Origin of the sequence: Streptomyces sp. 147326, assembly GCF_045000215.1 — a bacterium.
Classification (GTDB): domain Bacteria; phylum Actinomycetota; class Actinomycetes; order Streptomycetales; family Streptomycetaceae; genus Streptomyces.
Genome location: NZ_CP134201.1, coordinates 117,868 through 140,389, shown reverse-complemented (window position 1 = coordinate 140,389; position 22,522 = coordinate 117,868). Strand labels below are relative to the sequence as shown.

The window sequence follows — 22,522 nt, the reverse complement described above, 5'->3', positions numbered from 1 at the left end:
AGCCTAGTACGCGGCCCTCACGAGGCTTCGCTCCACACCGCGTCGCGCTCACGTGCCGTACGGAGGGCGTCTGCCCACCAGACCAGGTCGTCGAGCATCGTCACGGCCGCCTTTCCGGCTGCGTCGGTGTCGTGGGGGCGGCCGGCCTCGTCGAACGGGAACTGGTGGAAGCTGACCGTCTCGCGGATCGTGGCCGCGGCCAGCTCGGCGAAGACCAGGCGCAGTTGCTCGACGGCGCGCAGGCCGCCCGACAGCCCGCCGTAGGAAACGAAGCCGACCGGCTTTCGCGCCCAGACGCGCCCCGCGATGTCGATCGCCTGCTTCAGCGAGGCCGGGAAGGAGTGGTTGTACTCGGGGGTGAGGAGCACGTAGGCGTCCGCTTCGGCGAGGCGCTGGACGAAGGCCCGGCCGCGTGGCGCGAGGTCAGGGGTCCAGTGCGCCGGGAGGTCGGCGTCGACCAGGTCGATCACGGTGAGCTCGATGTCGGAGCGGTCGGCGGCGACGGCTTCGAACCAGCGGGCGACCGTCGGGCCGAACCGGCCTTCCCGGGTGCTGCCGACGACGAGTGCGATACGCAGTGGAGTAGTCATGACCACAGGTTTACGACCTCAAGTTCGCTTGAGGTCAACGCCGGTTCACTGACGGCGGGTCAGAGCCCCGGGCGCGCCGGCCGACTGCGCTCCCTCCGACTCCAGCGTCAGGCGGTCCGGATCCGCCATGGTCAGCACGTAGAGGTTGCCCTTGGGGCAGTCGAAGGTGGCCGTCTGGTCGGTCGGGTGGCTGGTCACCGCCTCGAAGACCGCGCTGTCCGGACGGATCTGCCGCAGCTGGAGGGCCTCCGTGCACCCGAGGTTCCGTCCCGTCGAGATCTCCTTGAGGTCGCTCACCTGCCGGCCCACGAGTTCGCCCACGGCTCCGGCGTGCAGGGTGACCGTGACGGAGAACTCACCGGCCCGCGCCCGGGTGATGCCGTCCGCCTCCGGGGTTCCCGGGCCGACGCCGGACCACGTACCGACCCACGATGCCGGCAGAGCCGCAGCAGAGGGGGAGGAGGACGAGGTGGAAGGGGCGGAGGAGGACGGTGCGGACGAGGTGGCGGGAGGGGCGGCCTTGTCGCCGTCTCCGCCCCACGGAAGCCGGATGGCCAGCACGGCGACCGCGGCGAGCACGGCGGCAACGGCGACCGCGGTGATCACCCGGGGCCGGCGGGACACCCACCCGCCGACGCGCCCGGCGGGCACGGGAACGGGAACAGGAGCGGGGAAGAGCAGGGGAGTTCCCGGAGCCGTCGCGGGCGGCTGCGGCTGGATGGCCGATGCAGGGCCGGTGCCTCCGGGGGCGTAGGCGGGCGGCCGCGGTGTGGTGAGCAGCCGACGGAGCTCGTCCTCCCGGCGCCCGACCTCCGCCACCAGGGCCGTCGGCACCGCCCCGCCCCATCCCCCATGCTCCTCCTCCACCCCCTCGGCGGCACCGAGCCGCTCCCGCAGCTGCTCGGCGGTCGGGCGCTGCTCCGGGTCCTTGGCCAGGCACTCCCGCACGAGCGCGACAAGCGTGTCCGGTACGCCGTCGAGCAGCGGCTCGTCGTGCACGATCCGGTAGAGGAGGGCGGGCAGTTCCAGCTCCTCGCCGTCCGCGACGAACGGGCTGCGCCCGGTGGCCGCGTACACGAGGACGGCGGCCAGGGAGAACACGTCGGCCGGCGCCGAGGCCACGGATCCGGTCGCCTGCTCCGGCGAGAGGAAGCCGGGCGTGCCGATGACCGCGCCCGTCTGCGTGTAGCGGGGGTCGCGTACCGCGCGGGCGATGCCGAAGTCGATGAGGAAGGGCCGTTCCCGGCCCAGCAGCACGTTCGCCGGCTTGATGTCACGATGGACCACCCCGGCCGCCCGTACGGTGACGAGCGCCGCCGCCAGCTCCCGGGCCAAGGACGCCACGGCCGCCGCCGGCAGCGGCCCGTACCGGTGCACCCAGTCGCCCAGCGACGGAGCGGCGATGTACTCCGTCGCCAGCCACTGCGGCGACGCCCCCGGCTGGCCGAAGTCCACCACCGAGACCGTCCACGCGCTGCGCACGCGGTCGTTGGTGCGTATCTCCCGGTCGAACCGTTCGGCGAAGTCCGGCTGCAGGCTCAGATCCCGGTGCACGGTCTTCAGGGCCAGCGGCCGCCCGGAGGCCGTCCGGGCCAGGAACACCTCGCCCATCCCTCCCGCGCCGAGCCGCGCCAGCAGGCGGTACCCGCCGATCTCCGGCGGGTCACCGGGCAGCAAGGACTCCACCAACTCCACTCGCTCCCATGACCGTTGCCGACCCGCGCCGTACGGACCATCCGCTGGGTCACCCTAAAGGACGGGCGCCCCCGGAGCCCCGTCGGGCCGGACATCCCCTAAGGGCAGCTCAGGCGGGTGTCGCCCGGGTCGGTCGTGCACGTGTCGGTGCCGGGGCCGCCGTTGGCGGTGTCGTTGCCGGAGACGGAGTCGACCGTGTCGAGCCGGTCGTCGCCGTAGGACCCGGCCAGCGTGTCGGTCCCGGGACCGCCGCCCAGGGTGTCGTTTCCGAAGCCGCCGTCGGCGTTGTCGTTCCCGGGGCCGCCGTGCACGGTGTCGTTGCCGTAGCCGGCCCTGATGACGTCGTTGCCGCTGAGGGCGCAGATCACGTCGGTGCCGTAGCCGCCGACCAGGTCGTCGGCGCCGCTGGTGCCGACGATCGTGCAGCCGCGCGCGTTGTCGACCGTACTGGCCGCCGTCGCGGTGTTGTTCGCGGGCACCGGGTAGGTCTGCGCGGCGCCGGCCGTCGCCGTGTCGGACAGGGTGCCAGTGGTTCGGGGTTCGGCGACCAGCTGCACCGTGGCCCTGGCCCCCGGGGCGAGGGAGCCCAGAGCGCAGTTGGCGCTGGTGGCCGTCCTGGTGCAGGTGCCCTGGCCGGTCGTGGCGGACAGGAGGGAGCCGGGTCCGGTCAGGGTGTCGGTCAGCGTGACCGCGGTGGCCGTCGTCGTGGTGCTCGTATTGGTCACCGTCACGGTGTAGGCGGCCTGGTCCCCGAGGCTGACGGTCGCGGGCCCGGACTTGGTGACGGACAGGTTCACTCCGGGCGGGGGCGGCGGTGTGGCGGCGACCTGGTAGCGGACCAGGCCGCGGTCGTCGCCGGTGTTGCCGGCGGCGACGATTTTGCCGTCCGGCTGCAGCGCCACCGCGGTGGCGACGTCGAAGAAGCCGAAGTAGACGTCGGTGGTGACCTTGCCGCCGGTCCCGAAGCCGCCGTCCAGGGTGCCGTTGGTGTGGTAGCGGGCGACCGCGAAATCGGTCCGGCTGATGCCCGCGGCGACGATCTTGCCGTCGGGCTGCAGCACCAGATCGGAGCTTCCGTCCAGGGTGCCGGTTGCGAAATCGGTCGTGACCTTGCCGTCGCCGTCGAAGGCGCCGTCGAGCGTGCCGTCGGGGTTGTAGCGGGCCAGGGCGAAGTCGAAGGCGCTGGAACCCGCCGCGACGATCTTCCCGTCGGGCTGGACCTTCACCCCGCCGGCCACGTCGGCCTCGGCGAAGGCGGTGGTCACCCTGCCGTCGCCGTCGAAGCCGGCGTCGAGGCTCCCGTCGGCGTTGTAGCGGGCCAGCGCGAAGTCGGAGGCGTTCGCCGGATAGTTGTACCCCGCTCGGCCGGCGACGACGATCCTGCCGTCCGGCTGCGTCGTCACGTCGAACGCGGTCGCGGCGCCCCCGGCGAAGGCGGTGGTCACCCTGCCGTCGCCGTCGAAGCCGGTGTCGGGGCTGCCGTCCGCGTGGTAGCGGGCGAGCGCGAGCTCGGCGCCGCTCATGCCGGCGGCGAGGATCCCGCCGTCGGCCCGCACCGTCACCGCGAAGGCCTCCTGCGCGCCGCCCGTGCCGAAGTCGGTGAGGACGATGCCGTCGCCACCGCCGAAGCCCGTGTCGAGGCTCCCGTCGCTCTGGTAGCGGACCACGGTGAACATCCCGCCGCCCTCGGGCTCCGCGCTGCGGCCCACCACGACGATCTTCCCGTCCGGCTGCACCGCCACCCCGTCGGCCACGTCCTCGCCGCCGCCCCGGAGGTCGCTCAGGACCAGGCCGTCGCCGTCGAAGGTCGCGTCGAGGCTGCCGTCGGGGTTGTAGCGGGCCAGTGCGAAGTCGGCCGCGCCGCCCTCGGGGGGTGTGTTGAGGCCGACGGTGACGATCTTGCCGTCGGCCTGCAGCACCATGTCACGGCTCTCGTCGTAGCCGGCGAAGTCGGTGACGACCCGTCCGTCGCCGTCGAAGGCCGGATCGAGGTCGCCCGGCGCGGCCAGAGCGGCCCCCGGCAGGGTGAGGGCGAACGCCAGCCCGGTGGCGGCCGCGACCCCGGTGCGGCCCAGCGTTCTTCTCAGACCGGAAGTGAATGTGGACATGGAGACCTGGGTCCCTCCTTCTGCTCGCCGCCGCGCAGCGGGTCGCCGCCCTCCCGTGACAGGCCACAGCCTCTTGGCACCGTCGCGGCCGTGCACGGACGGCTGGCCGCGCTGCGCCCACTGGATGCGGCGATCCACCCGCACGGGTGAGGGCGCGGTCCGACGGGTCGACTCAGACGGTCAACTCACCCGAGCCACTCGGGCCGCTTGGCGTGGGCCGGACGGCCAGGCGGGTGTACCACTCCGTCGCGAGGATGCGCGCACGGGCATCGGCGGGGAGTCGGGAGAGGAATTCCGGGCAGCGAGCGGTGGCGTTCCGTCTCGCTCCGGTGCGCGGCGATGGCGGCCCACTTCCGCTCCAGCCACGGACGTACGTCGATCGTCGCGCTGACCCGCTCGTCCGGGACGCTGCGCACGGTCTTTCCGACGTCGGCCAGCAGCGCACCCAGCTCGCCGATGCCCGAGTGCGGATGGGTGGCCAGGCAGAGGGCGGCGGGCTGCCAGGGTTCCCCCGCTTCGGGATGGAGGTGTTCCAGCCCGGCGGCGTGCACGGCCAGCAGGGTGACCCGGTGGGTGTGGACGTGATCGGGATGCCCGGTCAGCTGACCGTAGTCGTCGTGGGTGACGACGATGTCGGGCCGGACCTCCCGTACGTGGCGTACGAGCCGTGCCACTGCCCCGTCGAGCGGTGCGTCGACGAACCGCGGCCGCCCTGGCGCCGATTCGGGGACGCGGGCATCGGCGTACTCCAGCAGCCTCGGCTCGCCGGCGCCCAGGAACACAGGCGCCTGTGCGCACTGGCAGTCGCCAACCGGGCCACGCCCGCTGGCCAGGCAGCACTCGAGGCCCGCGTGTTGCCGCTCGTACGCAGCGGAACCCGGCTGCCGACCACCGAGCGTATGGGCACGAACCAGTTGGCCCGCACCTTCCTCGCCGCGGTCACCGGCGCCAGCCTCGGCCAGGTCGACCGGCTCAATCAGGCCCATGGGCTGTCGGCTCTGGCCACCGAACGTCCTGGCCCGTGTCCCCTCACCACACCGATGACCGGCAGAATCGCGGACAGGCCCTGGCGCGAGCCCCTGGACTTCAACGAGGCCGCCGATCTGACCAGGCACCTGGGCACAGCCGCCATGATCATCTGCCTCTACCTGACGGGCATGCGTCCGCAAGAAGTCCAGGGCCTGCGGTCCGGCTGCTGCCCAGACCCTGAACCGGCCGCCGATGGGACCCCGGGGCGCCACCTGATCCGCGGCCATCACTACAAGAACGTGACCGACCAGGACGGCAACCACATCTCGGCCGGTGAAGTGCGCGAGGTCCCCTGGGTTGCCATCACCCCAGTCGTCCGTGCCATCCGTGTCCTGGAGCGGATGGTTCCTGACGGCGAGCTTCTCCTCAGCGCCGCCCACCACGACTTCGCCGGACGACGCAACTACCAGGGCGCGGTGAAGAACAGCGCATTGAACAAGCGGATCGAGGACTTCATCACGTGGGCCAACCACGAAGCCCACGTCCATGGTCTACCCGAGCAGACCATCCCCGGACCCGCATGGCGAGATCGGCCTGGCCCGGTTCAGGAGGACCCTGGCCTGGCACGTCGCCCGCCGCCCAGGCGGGCTGATCGCGCTCGCGATCCAGTACGGGCACATGCGGACCGTTCTCGATGCCCGGGTCTCGGCCGGCTACGGGTCGCGGAGCCGAGGCGGAATCCACTCCGTCCTCGACGTCGAGACCGCGTTGGCGGCCGCGGACACCGCTGCCCGACTTCGCGACCAGGTCGCGGGTGGAGCGAAGGTCTCGGGCCCGGCAGCGAGACGGGCCCTGACCGCGGCCGCCCACGCCCCGTGCTTCGAGGGCCGAATCGTCCCCAGCACGTTCGCGAAGAAGGCCGCAGGCTTCCTGGCCCGGGACGGCGTCGTGCTCTACGACAACCCGGACGCGTTCCGTTCCTGATCTGCGCGTTCAAGCGAAACAAGGCGCTCTGCGATCCCGGCCTCGGGGCGACTGCCCCGAGGCAGTACGCCTGCCAGTCCGGCTGCGGCAACACCGTCCGCACCGACACCGATGCCCATCGGACGCGGGAGCGGGCCGAGGAGATAGACCAGTTGGCCGCCTCGACGCCCGGCCCGCTCGGCCAACGTCTGCGGGTGAATGCCGACAGACTCCGCGCGACTGCCGACGCCCACGACGCAACCGCCCAGACCGCCGAGGCCCTGATATGAGCCAGCTGCACCAGGCCGAGCGCACCCGCATCCGGGAAGCGATGGACCGGCTGTTGGCTGGGCAGCCTATTGCGTCCAACGGGAGTCTCACCGTCGTTGCGCTCGCCGCCGAGGCCGGTGTTCACCGGATGGCCCTGCAGAAGCGGCACGCGGACCTGAAGAACGAGTTCTACGAGCGTGTCCGCAAAGAAGCACAACAGGTCCCGGAAGCGGAGGAGCGGCCATCTGGTAACCAGCCTGACCTTCGCCAGCGCCGTTCTCACCCAGGGGCACGATGCGTCGGCAGAACCCGGTCTGGTACCGGAGAATGTGATCCCGTTCCCTCCCCTCAACAGCTGAGCCCCCGGCGCGGGGGCCGTCCCGGATGGAACGGACAGCTGAGAACAGAGATCCGTACGTGCTGGTACACGATCGAGGTACCGCCTTCCGCCGCGGCCGAAGGGAACGGCGGCGGTCAGGGGCTCTCGCCGGAGCTGCGGACCACCGCCACTGGGCAGTGTGCATGATGCAGCAATGCCTGGCTCACCGATCCCAGCAGCAGTCCGGCGAAACCTCCGCGTCCGCGCGCGCCGACCACCAGCAGCTGGGCCGTGCCGCTCGCCTTGATCAGCGTCTCCCGCGTCCCGCCCTGCACAACTTCGCGTTTCACTCGCACCCCCGGGTACCTCTCCTGGTGGCCCGCGAGCACCTCGGACATCAGAGCTTCTTGCCTTACCTTCAGGGCTTGCGGCTCGTTCGCGTACGGCATCGCCTCGTCCTGCGGCGGGGGCATCGGCGCGTTCCAGGTGGTCCAGGCGTGCAAGGCAACGATGTCGACCCCGCGCAGTGCCGCCTCGGCGAAGGCGAAGTCAACCGCTCCGGCAGCGGCCGAGGAGCCGTCGACACCCACGACGATCGGCCCCGTGCCCTCACCTTGCCCACGCACGACGAGGACCGGGCACCGGCCATGAGCTGCCAGATGCACGGCCGTCGATCCAACCATCAGCCCGACGAAGCCGCCCATACCGCGAGACCCGACGACTACGAGTTCCGCAGTACGCGATTGCGCCTCCAGGACCGTCAGCGGTTCACCCGTCACCACAGCGCGGGATACATGGACCTCCGGTGCCAGGGTCATGGCGCGCGCCTCCCCCTCGGCCAGCAGGCGTTCTACCATATTGCGCAAGCCACCCTCGGGCGGGCCCAGCGGCGACGGGCCCAACGGCACGTGCATGGCGGGCCAGATAAACGCGTGCACCAGCCGCAAACCTGCACCGCGCCACCGCGCCTCCCGCGCCGCCGCTTCCACCGCGGCCAAACCAGAGGCCGAACCGTCCACGCCCACCACAACCAGACCGCTCACCACGCCTCCACAACTTCCCGCCCTCAATGGATCAAGGGGCCATCGCATACGTGCGCAGGCGGCTTGGCTTCCAGCACATGCCCCACGTCCCAGTGGCGTCGTCCGGTGGCTGCGGCCGATGGCCCGACCGGCACCCTGACGGGGATATACCGGCGAGTGAGGATCTGCAGGCCCACTGGCGTTGGGCCCGAGGGCAGTTACACCCGGCATCTGCGACGGCGAGGGGACCACGATCTACCAGGAGGCGATGCGGTACGCAGCCGAGGGCGTCCGCCTCCTCGTCATCGCCGGCAAGGAATACGGCTCCGGATCATCAGGCGATTGGGCCGGCAAGGTCGCACCGTGGCCGCCGACGGGTCCCGCCTCACTCGGCGTGGGTTGCGGAGTCCCTTACCTCGGTGGTCGGACGCACGATGACGACGGGGCACGTGGCGTACAGCGCACACTGCTGACTCACGGAACCCAGCAGCGCACGGCGGAATCCGCCCAGGCCCCGGTTGCCCAGCACGAGCGCCTCTGCGCCCTCAGACTCGCTGAGCAGCACTTCAACGGGATTGCCGTGCATCAGACGCTGTCGGACCTTGGCAGCGCCGGACTCGCCCAAGACCTGGTTTAGCTGGTTGACGAGGCCTTGCTCGGCGATGGACTTGTCGAATCCCGGGTCCACGGCGGGCGCGGACCATCCGTGAGCCCCGGGCAGCTCCCAGGCAGCCACTGCCACCACATCACCGCCGAGCAGCTCGGCATGCCGGACCGCCCACCGAAGCGCGGCATGCGATGAAGGCGAACCATCGACGCCCACCACGACGCGCAAGGCCGAATCCTGCTTATCCATGGCTATCCCTTCGCTGTCACGTACGCCCACACTGTGCGACAGACGAGCCATGCGCCATACAAGCGCCGCCGGCAGGTCCACCTGGCCGACGCGGCGTTGCCGGGGGCGATTCCGGGGCGAGGCAATCGGTGGCTGGCGCACGCGTTCTCGGTTTCCGGGACGGCAACACACCCCGGCATCCGTGCATGAACCGCGTCGGCAAAGGAACCAGGCGATGTTCCACCATGCTCTGCGCCGTGGCCTCCCTCTCGTGTCCGGCATCCGGGTGACCGGGCCTTCCTTCATGCACAGCCGCCGGACCCTCGGGATAGGGATGCATCTGCGCCCTTCGGCGTCCCGAGCTCTGACGCGGGCTTCACTTCGGGCCATGTCGAAGCACTGTCAAGTGGCCCTGGGCGGCGGCATACGCTGCACCAACCCGGAAGGCAACAGCAATGAAGATCAACGTCGTGGGCCCCGGCAAGATGGGTCGTGCCATCGCCACCCGTGCACTTGCTGGCGGCCACGGAGTGTGTGTGGTCCATCCCGACGCCGACCCGGCCCGGGCGCTGGCGGAGGAGCTCAAGCAGCGGTTCCCGGACAGCGAGTGCGACTGGTCGGCTGCGGTTGAGGCAGCCGATGTCACCGTGCTCGCGCTGCCGTACGATGCGGCGCTGCAGGTCGCGCGATCCGCCGGCGCCGCCTTGGCCGGGCAGATCCTCGTGGACATCTGCAACCCGATCGACTTCTCCACCATGGATGCGCGGCTGACGCCCCCCGACAGCTCGGCGGCCGAGGAGATCCAACAGATCGTCGGTACAGAGGTGAAGGTCGTCAAAGCCTTCAACACCACCTTCGCCGGCCTGCTGACGACGGGCGAGAGCCACGGCTTCCCTCTTGACGTCCTGATCGCCGGAGACGACTCCGCCGCCAAAGACAGGATCGCCGAGTTCGTGCGTTCCAGCGCGATGCGCCCGATCGACGTGGGCCCCTTGCGGCGCGCTCGAGATTTGGAGGCGCTCGGGTTCCTGCACATCTCTATCCAACAGCCACTTCAGCTGAATTGGCAGAGCGCGATCAAAATCCTGCCCTGACCGATACCAGGCCCGTCAGGATTCGGCCGATCACATGCTGTCCAGGGTGAGAGGAATGAGCCCGAGGCGCGGACTGCGCGAAGGGGGATTGCCGTTGGAGCGCGGCGGTGTGTTGTCGTTGCTGCGGAAAGCCCGCGGAGTGGCTGTCGGCGCAGTGTTATGCGGGGAGAAGGGTGCGCAGGGCGTAGGGCAGGATGCCGCCATGCCGGTAGTAGTCGGCTTCTGTGGGGGTGTCCAGGCGCAGGCGTGCGGTGAACCGCGTGGTGCCGCCGCTCCCTGTCGCTTCGACGGTGACCTCGTGGGGCAGCTCGGCCAGTCCGTGGACGGTGTAGGTCTCCTCACCGGTCAGGCCCAGGGAGCGGGTGGTGTCGCCGGGCGCGAACTGCAGCGGCAGGACGCCCATCCCGATCAGGTTGGAGCGGTGGATTCGCTCAAAGGATTCGGCCAGGACGGCTCTGACGCCGAGCAGCGCGGTGCCCTTGGCGGCCCAGTCGCGTGATGATCCGGAGCCGTATTCCTTGCCGGCGATGACGAGTAGGGGGGTGCCCTCGGCGGCGTACCGCATCGCCGCCTGGTAGATCGTGGTTGCCTCGCCGTCGGGCAGGTGGCGGGTGTAGCCGCCCTCGGTTCCGGGGGCCAGCAGGTTGTGCAGCCGGATGTTGGCGAAGGTGCCGCGAATCATCACCTCGTGGTTGCCGCGCCGGGAGCCGTAGGAATTGAAGTCCTCGGGCGCGATGCCGTGGGCTTGCAGGTACTCGCCCGCCGGTGAGTCCCGTTTGATGGTGCCGGCCGGGGAGATGTGGTCGTGGTGACCGAGTCGCCGAGCAGGGCGAGCACCCGGGCGCCGGTGATGTCGTCCGGTGGCTGCGGTCGGCGGGGCATGTTCTCGAAGTAGGGCGGCTTGCGCACGTATGTCGAGGCGGGATCCCAGGCGAACAGGTCGCCCTCGGGGGTGGGCAGGGCCCGCCACTGCTCGTCGCCGGTGAACAGGTCCGCGTAGCCGTCGGTGAACATGCCCGGCCGCAGGCTGGTGGAGATCACCCGCTGGATTTCGTCCTGGGCGGGCCAGATGTCGCGCAGGTGGACGGGCCGCCCGTCGCTGCCGGTGCCCAGCGGATCGCGGGTGAGGTCGACGGCCATGGAGCCGGCCAGCGCGTAGGCGACCACCAGCGGCGGTGAGGCCAGATAGTTCGGTTTCGTCTCGGGGTGGATGCGGCCTTCGAAGTTGCGGTTGCCGGAGAGCACGGACGCCACCACAAGGTCGGCGTCGGCGGCCGCCCGGGAGACCTCACTGATCAGCGGGCCGGAGTTGCCGATGCAGGTGGTGCAACCGTAGCCGACCAGGTCGAAGCCGAGCGTGTCGAGATACGGGATCAGCCCTGCGCGTTCGAGGTAGTCCATCACGATCCTCGACCCGGGCGCGAGGCTGGTCTTCACCCAGGGCTTGGACCGCAGGCCGCGCTCGCCTTCTTGGCCAGCAGCGCGGCGGCGACCATCAATTGTGGGTTGGAGGTGTTGGTGCACGAGGTGATCGCGGCGATCACGACGGCGCCGTGCCCGATCTCGAAGCTGCTGCCCTCCTCGAGCGTCACCGGGACGCGCTGAGGCGGCCGTGCCGTGCCCGGTCCTGTCGCATCGAGGTATCCCGGCTGGTCGCCGGGGTGGCTGCCGGTGACGGCCACCGGGTCGGAGGCTGGGAAGCTTGGTGCATGAGGGCGTCCATAGCGGTGACGAACTCGGGGCTGCGGGTATGCGCGGCGTACCCGCGGAAGAACGCGTTGCGCCAGACCGTGCCGGGCGAATCCGCAGGCGGTTTGCGAAAGCCGCCCAGGCGCGGCTCCCACCGGTAGGCGATGTGCTCTTCGGGCATCCACTGGCCCAATCGCTGCCGTGACAGGTCCGGGTCACGGCGACTGCCGGGGGCGGTCCTGACGTCTACGACCGCTGTGACGCCGGCTTCCCGGAAAAGTCCAGCCAGCGAGGCGCGGTCCGCGGTGCTGTGGCCGAAGGTGATCAGCTCAAGCCGGGTCCCCGGCCGGCCTGCAGGGTCGGTCCGGTCATGGTCCATACCTCGAGTGCAGCAGCTTCCGGCCGGCACGGCACCCGGTTGTGCCTCTGTTGGCTGTGCGGGCGAGGCAGGGGACTCGTCAGGTCCGGAGTGCGGTCAGCAGGACCAGGACCAGGGTTACGACGGCGGCGAGGCCGTGTCCCGCGACGACGGGGAGCGGGAAGTGGCCTTCGGCCGGTGTGTTCTGGCCGGTAGCGGTAGCGGTTGCGCGGTCGCGGTAGACGGGGATCCAGCGGGCGAGCATTACGAACCCGAGCAGGGCAACAGGCAGCAGGAGGCCAAAGCCGGTCCAGGCCAACGCACGCTTTTCGGTGATCACGTAGATGATCCACACGACGAGGCCGATGGCGGCGAGTGCGAAGTGGCCGAAGATGACCGGGACTGGCAGGTGGCTGGTGCCGCCACGGGCGCCGCCGTTCTTAGAGCCAGATGCTGAGCATGAAGGAGCCGCCGAGGGCGGTGACCACCCAGGCGATCAGCGCGGCCATGTCCATGGAAACTCCCTGAGGGGTAGGGGTGAACGCGCAGTGCAGATGCGCTGCGCTGCAGGTCAGGGGCGGGCTGAGTTCCGGCGCGAGGGAACGAAGCCTTCGGCCTGCGTCGCCTCGTCGGCGACGCGAACGCCGTAGTGGTAGGCGAGGTTGCCGCCCAAGAACCCCGAGACGCCGAGCACGGCCAGCGTCACGGCGTTCAGCGCGAGCTGCCCCGCCCCGACGCTGCCGTGACGGCCCGTCCCCGGCGTGACGCCACAGGAAGCTGCCCGCATACGAGGCGGTCACCAGCAGGTTCAGCGTCATGTGGATGAGACCGGTACGAAAGGCACGCGTGCCGGTAGGGATGGCGAACAGATCCAAGAGGCCGACCAGCGCGGCAGCCAGCGCTCCGATCACGCCCACGGCGATCAGCCACATCGCCCCGCGGGCGAGGAAGTCGGGATCGTCCACGAGGTGGGAGGCGATGTCGAAGACGAGGCTGCCCACCCACGCCCCGATCGGCACGGTGACCAGGATCGGATGGAACGGATGCCCGTACGGGCCGGCGAGGACGGCACTGACCGGCTGTTTCGCCTGCTGGTGCAATTCGCTCGTCATGACAGGATCTCCTCCAGAAGATTTCACCAAACAGTATTGGATGTATTCACGCAAGGGGGCAATCTGCCAGGTGGGGATACGAAAATGCTCGGTTACGTGCACGTGGATTGGAGTTATCGTTGCTGTATGACCTCTGACTCGACCCCGGCTCCTTCTCAGGCCCACACCGTTTTGGGAGTAGAAGCGGTCTCGGTGCTCGGGGACGAGATGCGCCGCAGGCTGTATGGCTTCATACGACGCGCCCACCGGCCGGTGACGCGCGAGGAGGCCGCCGCCGATGCCGGGATCTCGGCCAAGCTGGCCGCCTTCCACCTCGACAAACTGGTCGCGGCGGGGCTGCTGACTTCCCGATACGACCACCCGGGCGGCATCCGCAGGGTGGGCCGCAAGCCCAAGGTGTACGAGCCGGCGGACAACGACATCCGCATCTCCATCCCCGAGCGCCGCCCCGACGTCCTGGCCGAGATCCTCATCGACGCGGTCCTCGGCCAGCAGCAAGGCGAGGACGCGCAGTCCGCCGCCCTGCGCACGGCCCGCCACCGCGGTGAGGCGCTCGGAGCCGCGACACGCGCCAACAGCCGTCCAGGCCGTCTGGGCCCCGAGCGTTCTCTCACGCTTTCGGAATCCGTGTTGGAGGAGCACGGCTTCGAGCCCGACCGGCAGGCTCCGACCGAGGTGCGGCTGCTGAACTGCCCCTTCCACCCGCTGGCCGCCCGATCGCCCGAGCTGGTGTGCTCGATCAACCACGCCTTCCTCGCCGGTTTCCTCACTGGCCTGCAGACATCTGGGATCGCCGCGGTCCTCGCCCCTTACCCGGGACGGTGCTGTGTGGAACTTCGCGCCGCAGGCGGCGGTGCGAGCGTGCCCGGCCCTGCCACTGGGGCGTGTGTGAAGGAGGTCTGTGCTCGGTCCGCAGGGGAGCCGGGCGGTACGTAGCCGGCATCTCGCGAGACGACGCTAAGGAGAAGACCATGAGTGAGAACCTGGACCGGCTGTCCGCTGAAGGCGTGGCGGTCTGGCTGGATGATCTGAGCCGGGAGCGGCTCGCCGGTGGCGGGCTGGCCGACTTGGTGCGTGACCAGCGGGTGGTGGGAATTACCAGCAACCCGACGATCTTCGCCAAGGCGATCCGCTCGGGTGCCCGCTACGACGAGCAGGTCGGAGATCTGGCCCGGCGCGGGGTGCGCGTGGAGGAGGCCGTCCGGCTGCTGACGGCGTTCGATGTGCGCTGGGCCTGCGACGTCCTGCGACCGGTGTACGAGGCCAGCGGCGGCGTGGACGGAAGGGTGTCGCTCGAGGTGGACCCGCGCGTCGCCCACGACACGGCGGCGACGATCGCCGAGGCACGAGCCCTGTGGTGGCTGGTGGACCGGCCGAACCTGTTCGTGAAGATCCCCGCCACCCAGCCCAGCCTGGAGGCGATCAGCACGGCGCTCGCGGAAGGCATCAGCATCAACGTGACACTGATCTTTTCCCTCGACCGCTACGACCAAGTGCTCCGCGCCTTCCTCGACGGCATGGGTCAGGCCCATGCGGCCGGGCGGGACCTGGCGTCCATCGCATCGGTGGCCTCCTTCTTCGTCAGCCGCGTGGACACCGAAATCGACAGCCGACTGGACAAGATCGGCACACCGGATGCACTGGCTCTGCGCGGGCGAGCCGCGATCGCCAACGCGCGCCTGGCCTACCGGCACTTCGAGCAGGCCGCCGCCTCCCAGGAGTGGCAGGCTCTCGCCGCGGCCGGGATGCGCCCCCAGCGCCCACTGTGGGCCTCCACCGGGGTGAAGGACCCCGCCTACGCCGACACCCGCTACGTCGACGAACTGGTGGCGCCCGGGGTGGTCAACACCATGCCGGAGCAGACCCTGCGCGCGGTCGCCGACCACGGCCACATCCAGGGCGACACGATCCACGGCACCTATGAGGCATCCCAGCAGGTACTCAACGACCTGGAGACGGTCGGAGTGTCCTACGACGACGTGGTCCGTGTGCTGGAGGACGAGGGCATCGCCAAGTTCACCGCCTCCGGCAACGAACTGTTCGAGCAACTGGACGCCGAACTGCACACCACGCGCACCGCCACCTGACGCGGCGACCGTCGACGAACGGTCCCAGCGCCCAGTCACCGGCGACAGCCGATCGGCAGACACACCGGGGAACAAATCAACCGCTGACAGCGCAGGGCTATCGACGACGATGGCCTGGCCGCGACGAGGGCAGTGAGCGCATCACCACCCGCCCGCGGGCCGAGCCAACGCAGCAGAGGAGAAAACATGGCCGCGAACAACGCATTCGTGATCGTCGGAGGCAGCCTGGCCGGTGCGAAGGCAGCACAGACCCTCCGCGAAGAGGGATTCGACGGACCGATCGTGCTGCTCGGAGAGGAAAACGAGCGCCCCTACGAAAGGCCGCCGCTCTCGAAGGGCTATCTGCTCGGCAAGGACGAGCGTGACACCGTCTACGTCCACCCTCCCCAGTGGTACGCCGAACACGACGTCGATCTGCGCCTGGGCGCCACGGTCACCGCGGTCGACCCGACCGGACACGAGGTGACGCTCGCTGACGGCAGCCGCATCGGCTACGAAAAGCTGCTCCTGACCACCGGCTCCTCACCGCGCCGCCTGACGGTGCCCGGAGCCGACCTCGACGGCGTCGACTACCTGCGCCGGCTCGCCGACAGCGACCGCCTCAAGGAATCCTTCGAGTCTGCATCCCGCATCGTGGTGATCGGCGCCGGCTGGATCGGTCTGGAGACCGCGGCCGCCGCCCGCGCGGCCGGGGTGGAGGTCACCGTGCTGGAGATCGCGGAGCTGCCCCTGCTGCGGGTGCTGGGCCGCGAGGTGGCCCAGGTCTTCGCCGACCTGCACACCGATCACGGGGTCGATCTGCGCTTCGGCGTCCAGGTCGCCGAGATCACCGGTTCCGGAGGACGGGCGAACGGTGTGCTGCTGGCTGACGGCAGCCGCATCGACGCCGACGCGGTCATCGTCGGGGTCGGCATCACCCCCAACACTCAGCTTGCCGACGCCGCCGGCCTGGAGGTCGACAACGGCATCCGCGTCGACGCCCACCTGCGCACCTCACACCCGGACATCTACGCCGCAGGGGACGTCGCCAACGCCTTCCACCCACTGCTCGGCAAGCACATCCGAGTCGAGCACTGGGCCAACGCCGTCCACCAGCCGCAAACCGCGGCCAAGGCGATGCTCGGGCAGGACGTGGCCTACGACCGCGTTCCGTACTTCTTCACCGACCAGTACGACCTGGGCATGGAGTACACCGGCTACGTCGAACCCGACGGCTACGACCAGGTCGTCTTCCGCGGCCGCAGGGACACCCGAGAGTTCATCGCGTTCTGGCTCTCCGGCGGCAGGGTCCTCGCGGGCATGAACGTCAACGTCTGGGACGTCACCGACCCGATCCGCGCCCTCGTCACCTCCGGCCGAGCAGTCGACACAAGGGAACTCGCCGATGTGGACGTTCCGCTGACACAGCTGCTCAACCACCCCGACGCGACCGGCTGAAGGTCCGCGAGGGGCCTTCCCCATCAGTTCGGAACCCCGATCCGCATCGTCACCGATCAGGCAATGCCCGGCGACTTTCGTGGCACCTGCTGTCCTGCCCTCGCTACGCGGCCGACCGGATCCTGGCCGGAGAAGAGGGATGAACCCGAAGGACGGTTCCCCCGAGCCCACCGTGCCGCCGGGCATGGACCCTCGGGCGTACCAAGCCATCGAGCACATCGTGCAGGCGGTCCGCTGCGGCGACGACGCCCGCATCCGCGTGCTGCTGACCGACCTGGCGGCCGTCGCGGACACCGCCGCCCTGCTGTACCTGCGCGAGCGTCTGTCCGCACAGCTGTGACAGACGCGCTACGCCCGGAAGAACAGGTCACCGACGTACACCGGGCCCCGCATGGTCCGGGACCCCGGAGCGCGGGGACTGCGCGGCGACGGGCGAGCCACTCGCGCTCGACGGTGTCGCAGATCGGCGTGTCGGTGATCCTCCCCAGCCGCTGTGGAGGTCTGGAGGATCCGGCCCGCTGCACAGGCGCAACGGTTTCCTGCTCCATGCCTCCAACGACGCCCTGTGGCCGATGTGGCGGTCCGTAGCCGTTCCGACACCGACCGCGCCATGAAGCCGCGGGCCCTGGAACGAGACGACGGCCCCTGCCGCCGGGCGCGGTAGCAGAGGCCGTCACACGGATCCGGCCCCAGATGGCGGGGACCCGGGGGCACGTGTCGTCACCCCCCAACGCCGTCACCCGGCCACCGGTCACGCCGGGCTCGGCCGTTCAGGTGCGCAGGCGGCTGTTGACGCCGTCGTGGCCATCGTCGACCATCAGAACCCGCACGTCGGCGCTGACGCCGTCGATCGCCCGCTCAAGCGCGCCGACGTCCCCAGCGAGTTCCCCCGTGGCGCTGACCAGGACCGAACGACCGCAACGTTGGACATCCGTGGCGATCAATACGGTCTCCCTTCACCCTCCCCAGAGGCGCCAGAGCCTGCGGGCCCTCATCCTGGCCTGACGACCCGGGGCCGGGTGCGAGACCCGCGAACCTGGAACCCAGCGAACAACACGATCTGCCCGAGGTCGAACCCAGAGACCATGATCAACCCCAGCGCTACATCCTGCTACCGCACCCCACGCTCGCCGCTCACGCTAAGTGGCTGCGACTACCCACAGCTACCTGTCGGGTAGCGACAGCAATACGAGGACTGGGCCGTACCGGAGGGTGTCACCCTGGGCCTGGTCGTTCGACGGGGAGGCCGGCCGTGTACGCAGCCTCGGCGAGCACCTGGCGCAGCATCGCTGGGGTCAGTCGGCCGGTGAAGACGTTGCGCTGGCTCACGTGGTAGCAGCCGAACACTGTCACCTCGCCGCCAGTCGGGCCCGCTGGCGTCAATGTCGTCCGTACGCCGTGGCCGAACGCAGGGCGCGGCCGGGGCACGCTCCAGCCGGCCTCCTCCAGAGCGGGGAGGGCCGCCTGCCAGCCGAAGGCGCCCAGCACGACGACGGAGCGCAGGGTCGGTTGCATCAACTGTGCCTCCCGGACCAGCCACACGCGGCAGGTGTCCCTCTCGCCGGTCGTGGGACGATTGGCGGGCGGAGCGCAGTGCACGGGTGCGGTGACCCTGACCCCGTACAGTTCCAGCCCGTCATCCAGGCCCGTGGCCGTTGCCTGGGAGGCCAGCCCGAGCTCGTACAGCGTCGCGTACAGAAGGTCGCCCGCCCGGTCGCCGGTGAACATCCGGCCCGTCCGATTCGCGCCGTGTGCGGCAGGTGCGAGTCCTGTGATCACCATGGCGGCGTCCGCGGGCCCGAACCCGGGTACCGGCCGCGCCCAGTACTCCCAATCAGCGAACGCGGGACGTTTGGCGAAAGCGGTCTCCTCACGCCACGCCACGAGGCGTGGGCAGGCACGGCACCGCACCAGCCGCGTCTCCAGTTCGGTCAGCGTGCGGGCCTTGGCTGCGGCCCGCACCGGGTATTCCGTGGACAATGATCAATCCGCTTTCACAGTGACTGGGAGCGCATGGGTGAACGTCTCCGTCCTTGACAATCCCCGGCCTGTCCGAGAGCACCCTGAGCGGGGCCAGGACATCAGATACGACAGTTCCGGCGCAGGAGGCCGAGATCCACGGGGCGCGTCGAGCCAGGTGGCGCAGTGTCCTGCCGGGTTCGTACGGTGAATGGCGAAGGGCCTGTACGGCAGTGCGGGCGAGCTGACGGCTGGGTGGTGGGGCGGGCAATCGAGTGACGTGAGTGAGGCGGAGGGATGACGAACCGTATCTGTACGGTGGGGCATTCGACGCGCGACTTCGAGGAAGTGCTGGAGCTGTTGCGGAGCAATGAGATCACCTGCCTGGTCGATGTGCGGTCGTCCCTCGTCGAGGAAGTTTCCGCAATGGGACCAGCACGCGGTCATTGACGCGCTCCCTGCCGATATCGGATACCGGTGGATCCCGAAGCTGGGCGGCCGGCGGCACGCCCCCGAGGGCGTTCCGAGCGTGAACGATGCCTGGCGCGTCAAAGCCTTCCGTGACTACGCCGACTACATGGCAAGCGATGCCTTCAAGGAGGGGCTGGACGAATTGCTCGAACTGGCCCACCACGAACGGCCGGCGATCATGTGTAGCGAGGCGGTGCCGTGGCGCTGTCACCGCCGACTGATCACCGATGCGCTGATCGTCAAGGGAGCCGAGGTCGTGGACATCATCTCGCACACCACGGCGAAGCCAGCGGTCCTGAACAAGAACGCGCAGGTCCACAACGGACACCTGACCTATCCGGCGCACCCCTGAGGCCACCATGAACATCATCGAGGAAGTCCGTGAGGTGGTCATCACCATCCCCGCTGGGTCCGCTGCCTCCTACGGTGACATCGCCCTGCGGATCGGTACGACCGCACGGCAGGTAGGACGGGCGATGAGTCTGCTCGACGACGGCGTGCCGTGGTGGCGTGTCGTCCACGCCGACGGAACACCGGCCGCCTGCCACGGCGGACAGGCACCAGAGCTGCTCAAGCGCGAGGGGACCCCGATGCGGGGGACGCGGGTGGACATGGAGCGTGCGCGACATCGGTGAGGGCCCCGGGGTGTGACCCGCTTGCACCACTCATTGGGGTGTGAGTCTCCTGCTTGGTCAGCCCTCGGGACCAGGCTCGGTCGACCAGCACTCTGGCCCCGTCGCCCTCGGCCGGATGTCATATCCGGCGGACCCGCTTTCTGACCTTCGGGCCATGGCTGGCCCTCCTTGAACCTGGGTGCAGGAGGGAATCACAAATAGTAGCGGGCGATGATTTCAAGCCGTGCGACCTCGTCCGGGCGGGGTAGGCCATCACCCGCAAGCCTCTGGGATCGCGGCCTTCGACGAGAGTAAACCTTCGAGTATTCCTGGTCGTTCTATAGGCAGACCACACTTTGAGCACCCGCTCGCAGCGGGTGGAGGTCCTCGAGGCTTTCAGCCGTCCAGACCACGTACCGGGTACCGATCTGGCCTGACGGATATGCCGGCGGGTGTGGGCCCACGGCCCGTACATACATCTGGAAACCGCCGGGCTCACGGGCAGCGCGGCGGTACTGGCGCGGACCGTGGCGGGCAGCGAGGCGCCTCCTCGACCCCCCTGGCGTCATCCCCCGCCCAGCTCGACCCAGGTCCGTGGCAGCCACTGATCTGACGGCCTCAGCAGCGTCGATGTGCTGGTCGTGCGTCCATCCGTAGCCGCTGGATTCGTGACCACCGCGTGGTTCAAGCGTCCTGCACACTCGGCACCAGTGCTGTGCTGTTCAGCAGCGGTTCTTCGTGGCGGAGCGAGAGGAAGCCCGTCGTCTTGCGGCCGGTGATTCGTCGGCGTGTGGCGGCCCGTGCGCCCGGCGCGCAGCGGCGACCGGCTGCGCTGCTTGCTCTTCCTCACCGGTCCTGGACGGGCGTCCCCTCCTTGACGGCGGCGAGGGCCAGGGCGGCCGTCTCCTCAGGGGTACCGTCGATGGGAATGACCACCCCCGGCTCGTCGCCCGCCAGCGGTTCCAGAGCGGCGATCTGCGACCGCAGGAGACTCACCGGCATGAAGTGGTCCTCACGGGCCGCGAGTCGGCCCGCGATGAGCTCTGCCGAACCAACAAGGTGGAGGAAGAAGACATCGGGTGCAGCGGCAGCCAGCCGATCACGGTAGCGGCGCTTGAGCGCCGAGCAGCTGACCACTCCTCCGCCTTCGACGTGCTCGGCAAGCCATACGGCGATCGCATCGATCCACGGGCGGCGGTCTTCGTCGTCCAAGGGGCGGCCGGCCCGCATTTTCGCCACGTTGCGCGGCGAATGGAAGTTATCAGCCTCGGCGTACGGCACGGCCAGACGCCGGGCGAGCTTCTGCCCGATGGTGCTCTTCCCCGATCCCGAAACACCCATCACGACGACCAACGGTTGCCGCGGACCTCGCGCCGGATTCCCGCCGTTCACGTCAGGGCACCCGACGAGTCGAGAGTGAGAACCACCTTCATGTCATCATTCCGGGCCGTGAACGCCTCACTGGCACGGTCCAGTGGCACTCTGCGGGTGATGAGGCTCTCCAGCCACGAGAGATCTGCCTGTGCCAGCGCCTGCGCCGCCTGCCGGTAGTGCCGCAGGTTGGCGTTGACGGAGCCCACCACCGCGTCGTTCTCCAGCACGATCTCCCGGTTGATGCTGCTGGCCTCTATGTTCAGTTTCCGGCCGACGGGCGACACGCCGGTCAGGCAGACGATTCCGTACCGCGCGTTCCCGGACATCGCCGCGAACACCACCTCGGCGGCCCCCGTGGCTTCGATGACGACATCCGGGACGAGCGATCGCATCACCTCTGCGGCGTCCTCCGTGTGATAGGTGGCACCGAGAGCTTTGATCAGCGACGACTTCGGGCCCTTGGTGACGCGGTCCAGCACGTGCACCTCCAGGCCGCGCTGCACCCCGAGCAGAGCGGCCAGTGTTCCGATCGGGCCGGCCCCGGTGACCAGCACCCGCTCCGGCTCGAACCACGATCTGCTGCCGATCCTCTCCACTTGTTCCCACGCTTTCGCCACGACGGACGTCGGCTCCAGCAACATTCCCACGCGCTCCAGTCGCGCATCGCATCTGACCGCGTAGTCGGTCTCCACACACCACGTCTGAGCGCCGTAGCCGTCGATCTCCTTGATGCCCCGCTCGGTGTACCGGCCGTTGCGGCACATGTCGAACTCACCGCGTGCGCAAGCGCCACAGGGCAGCGGGTCGGGCCGGCGAACTACCCCGACGACCAGATCACCGGCCGAGAACCCGCTACCTGTGGGTGCCTGACGCACACGGCCGAGGGACTCGTGCCCCAGCACTAACCGGTCACGGCCCCCCGGCGCCCAACCGTAAGAACCCTCGACGATCTCCCTGTCCGTGCCGCAGATCCCCACAGCGAGACCGTCCACCAGGATTTGCCCGTCCTCGGGGACCGGCTCGGGAAGATCACGGACTTCCAGCGAGTTCTTGAGGTGCGGACGGACGGTCAACGCGCGCATCGGCTTTCCTCCGGTCAGGAAGACATCAAGCCCCGGCTGACCGGCGAGTCCCGCACGGGCCCGGCGGGGTGCCGTGCCGCTGGACTCACGGCCGTGTGGCGGAAGCTCCGAGACGCGCTGGGAAACGGGTCAGCCGCTGCCTTACAGCCATCCTCCGCCCACGACGCGGGCGGAGCACCTTGGCGCCGCTTACGCCGGGACTGGCCCGATTCCGGGGATGGTCAAGTCCGGTAACGGCCTGCGCAGGCGGCGTGCACGACGGCAGGCCCTTCCTGCCCGGCCGCGAGCCGGATGAGGCTGATGTCGGCCGCGCTAGTCCTCGACGAACCCGGTCGGCTCGATCTCGAACGAGACGGAACCGGACCAGGAACTGCCGTCGTCCGAAGCCTTCTCGGTGAGCTGCACGCCCGGGGCATGGACGCCGTGGATCCGGGCTCCGGTGTAACGGAACCGCTCTGCGGTCATGATCCTCCC

The 22,522-nt window shown here is 69.7% G+C and carries 20 protein-coding genes and 4 pseudogenes; 9 read left to right on the top strand and 15 right to left on the bottom strand.

Going from position 1 to position 22,522, the window contains the following annotated elements:
• Positions 1 to 17: 17 nt before the first annotated feature.
• The 4 genes from RIU97_RS00735 to RIU97_RS00720 all read right to left on the bottom strand — a co-directional run bounded on the left by RIU97_RS00735 (position 18) and on the right by RIU97_RS00720 (position 5,175).
• Positions 18 to 590, bottom strand: a complete 573-nt coding sequence (locus RIU97_RS00735) for an NADPH-dependent FMN reductase (RefSeq protein WP_404952759.1) — start codon at positions 588 to 590, stop codon at positions 18 to 20.
• A gap of 45 nt (positions 591 to 635) precedes the next feature.
• The gene (locus tag RIU97_RS00730) at positions 636 to 2,276 is read right to left on the bottom strand and encodes a serine/threonine-protein kinase (protein WP_404962714.1); all 1,641 of its coding nucleotides are present in this window, start codon (positions 2,274 to 2,276) and stop codon (positions 636 to 638) included.
• Positions 2,277 to 2,383: 107 nt separating this feature from the next.
• A complete protein-coding gene (locus RIU97_RS00725; protein WP_404952758.1) occupies positions 2,384 to 4,393 on the bottom strand; it encodes a calcium-binding protein in 2,010 nt (669 codons plus the stop codon).
• A 185-nt stretch (positions 4,394 to 4,578) separates the two neighbouring features.
• A complete protein-coding gene (locus tag RIU97_RS00720) occupies positions 4,579 to 5,175 on the bottom strand; it encodes a PIG-L family deacetylase (RefSeq protein WP_404952757.1) in 597 nt (198 codons plus the stop codon).
• A 733-nt stretch (positions 5,176 to 5,908) separates the two neighbouring features.
• On the opposite strand from RIU97_RS00720, the gene RIU97_RS00715 reads away from it, so the two are divergent.
• Together RIU97_RS00715 and RIU97_RS00710 are read left to right on the top strand one after the other, a co-directional pair.
• Positions 5,909 to 6,346 (top strand): hypothetical protein, encoded by a 438-nt coding sequence (locus RIU97_RS00715; RefSeq protein WP_404952756.1) that lies wholly within the window; start codon positions 5,909 to 5,911, stop codon positions 6,344 to 6,346.
• Between the two features lie 265 nt (positions 6,347 to 6,611).
• Positions 6,612 to 6,954, top strand: a pseudogene (locus tag RIU97_RS00710) (hypothetical protein).
• Positions 6,955 to 7,069: 115 nt separating this feature from the next.
• Here the strand turns inward: RIU97_RS00710 and RIU97_RS00705 are convergent.
• Both RIU97_RS00705 and RIU97_RS00700 read right to left on the bottom strand, forming a co-directional pair.
• On the bottom strand, positions 7,070 to 7,957 hold the full coding sequence (locus RIU97_RS00705) for a universal stress protein (protein ID WP_404952755.1): 888 nt from the start codon (positions 7,955 to 7,957) through the stop codon (positions 7,070 to 7,072).
• 364 nt (positions 7,958 to 8,321) lie between these two features.
• Positions 8,322 to 8,792 (bottom strand): universal stress protein, encoded by a 471-nt coding sequence (locus tag RIU97_RS00700; protein ID WP_404952754.1) that lies wholly within the window; start codon positions 8,790 to 8,792, stop codon positions 8,322 to 8,324.
• Positions 8,793 to 9,226: 434 nt separating this feature from the next.
• On the opposite strand from RIU97_RS00700, the gene RIU97_RS00695 reads away from it, so the two are divergent.
• The gene (locus tag RIU97_RS00695; protein WP_404952753.1) at positions 9,227 to 9,865 is read left to right on the top strand and encodes an NADPH-dependent F420 reductase; all 639 of its coding nucleotides are present in this window, start codon (positions 9,227 to 9,229) and stop codon (positions 9,863 to 9,865) included.
• Between the two features lie 157 nt (positions 9,866 to 10,022).
• Here RIU97_RS00695 and RIU97_RS00690 read toward each other — a convergent pair.
• From RIU97_RS00690 to RIU97_RS00675, 4 genes and pseudogenes are all read right to left on the bottom strand, one after another.
• Positions 10,023 to 11,568 (bottom strand): annotated as a pseudogene (locus RIU97_RS00690) (aconitate hydratase); the annotation flags it as partial.
• Positions 11,562 to 11,933: pseudogene (locus tag RIU97_RS00685) on the bottom strand (DUF488 family protein); the annotation flags it as partial. The pseudogenes RIU97_RS00685 and RIU97_RS00690, both read right to left, overlap by 7 nt.
• A 79-nt stretch (positions 11,934 to 12,012) precedes the next feature.
• Positions 12,013 to 12,267, bottom strand: a complete 255-nt coding sequence (locus RIU97_RS00680; RefSeq protein WP_404952752.1) for a hypothetical protein — start codon at positions 12,265 to 12,267, stop codon at positions 12,013 to 12,015.
• Positions 12,268 to 12,352: 85 nt separating this feature from the next.
• Positions 12,353 to 13,024: a DUF2231 domain-containing protein gene (locus RIU97_RS00675; protein WP_404952751.1), complete on the bottom strand. Its 672-nt coding sequence runs from the start codon at positions 13,022 to 13,024 to the stop codon at positions 12,353 to 12,355.
• Positions 13,025 to 13,150: 126 nt separating this feature from the next.
• Between RIU97_RS00675 and RIU97_RS00670 the strand changes: the two genes are divergently transcribed.
• The 4 genes from RIU97_RS00670 (at position 13,151) to RIU97_RS00655 (ending at position 16,888) form a co-directional block, all read left to right on the top strand.
• On the top strand, positions 13,151 to 13,960 hold the full coding sequence (locus RIU97_RS00670; protein WP_404952750.1) for a helix-turn-helix transcriptional regulator: 810 nt from the start codon (positions 13,151 to 13,153) through the stop codon (positions 13,958 to 13,960).
• A gap of 35 nt (positions 13,961 to 13,995) precedes the next feature.
• The gene (gene tal / locus RIU97_RS00665) at positions 13,996 to 15,111 is read left to right on the top strand and encodes a transaldolase (protein WP_404952749.1); all 1,116 of its coding nucleotides are present in this window, start codon (positions 13,996 to 13,998) and stop codon (positions 15,109 to 15,111) included.
• Between the two features lie 186 nt (positions 15,112 to 15,297).
• Positions 15,298 to 16,548, top strand: a complete 1,251-nt coding sequence (locus tag RIU97_RS00660; protein WP_404952748.1) for an NAD(P)/FAD-dependent oxidoreductase — start codon at positions 15,298 to 15,300, stop codon at positions 16,546 to 16,548.
• Between the two features lie 139 nt (positions 16,549 to 16,687).
• On the top strand, positions 16,688 to 16,888 hold the full coding sequence (locus RIU97_RS00655; RefSeq protein ID WP_404952747.1) for a hypothetical protein: 201 nt from the start codon (positions 16,688 to 16,690) through the stop codon (positions 16,886 to 16,888).
• A 430-nt stretch (positions 16,889 to 17,318) separates the two neighbouring features.
• Here the strand turns inward: RIU97_RS00655 and RIU97_RS00650 are convergent, their stop codons facing one another.
• Positions 17,319 to 17,492 (bottom strand): hypothetical protein, encoded by a 174-nt coding sequence (locus RIU97_RS00650; protein WP_404952746.1) that lies wholly within the window; start codon positions 17,490 to 17,492, stop codon positions 17,319 to 17,321.
• Between the two features lie 271 nt (positions 17,493 to 17,763).
• Positions 17,764 to 18,528 (bottom strand): uracil-DNA glycosylase, encoded by a 765-nt coding sequence (locus RIU97_RS00645; RefSeq protein ID WP_404952745.1) that lies wholly within the window; start codon positions 18,526 to 18,528, stop codon positions 17,764 to 17,766.
• Between the two features lie 276 nt (positions 18,529 to 18,804).
• Between RIU97_RS00645 and RIU97_RS00640 the strand changes: the two are divergent.
• Positions 18,805 to 19,330, top strand: a pseudogene (locus tag RIU97_RS00640) (DUF488 family protein).
• Between the two features lie 7 nt (positions 19,331 to 19,337).
• Complete coding sequence (locus tag RIU97_RS00635) at positions 19,338 to 19,613, top strand: MGMT family protein (RefSeq protein WP_404952744.1); 276 nt, start codon at positions 19,338 to 19,340, stop codon at positions 19,611 to 19,613.
• Positions 19,614 to 20,438: 825 nt separating this feature from the next.
• Here the strand turns inward: RIU97_RS00635 and RIU97_RS00630 are convergent.
• The 3 genes from RIU97_RS00630 to RIU97_RS00620 form a co-directional block, all read right to left on the bottom strand.
• The gene (locus tag RIU97_RS00630; RefSeq protein WP_404962713.1) at positions 20,439 to 20,933 is read right to left on the bottom strand and encodes a gluconokinase; all 495 of its coding nucleotides are present in this window, start codon (positions 20,931 to 20,933) and stop codon (positions 20,439 to 20,441) included.
• A 47-nt stretch (positions 20,934 to 20,980) separates the two neighbouring features.
• A complete protein-coding gene (locus RIU97_RS00625) occupies positions 20,981 to 22,048 on the bottom strand; it encodes a glucose 1-dehydrogenase (RefSeq protein WP_404952743.1) in 1,068 nt (355 codons plus the stop codon).
• 312 nt (positions 22,049 to 22,360) lie between these two features.
• Positions 22,361 to 22,513, bottom strand: coding sequence for a hypothetical protein (locus RIU97_RS00620; RefSeq protein ID WP_404952742.1), 153 nt, complete (start codon positions 22,511 to 22,513; stop codon positions 22,361 to 22,363).
• Positions 22,514 to 22,522: the final 9 nt, after the last annotated feature.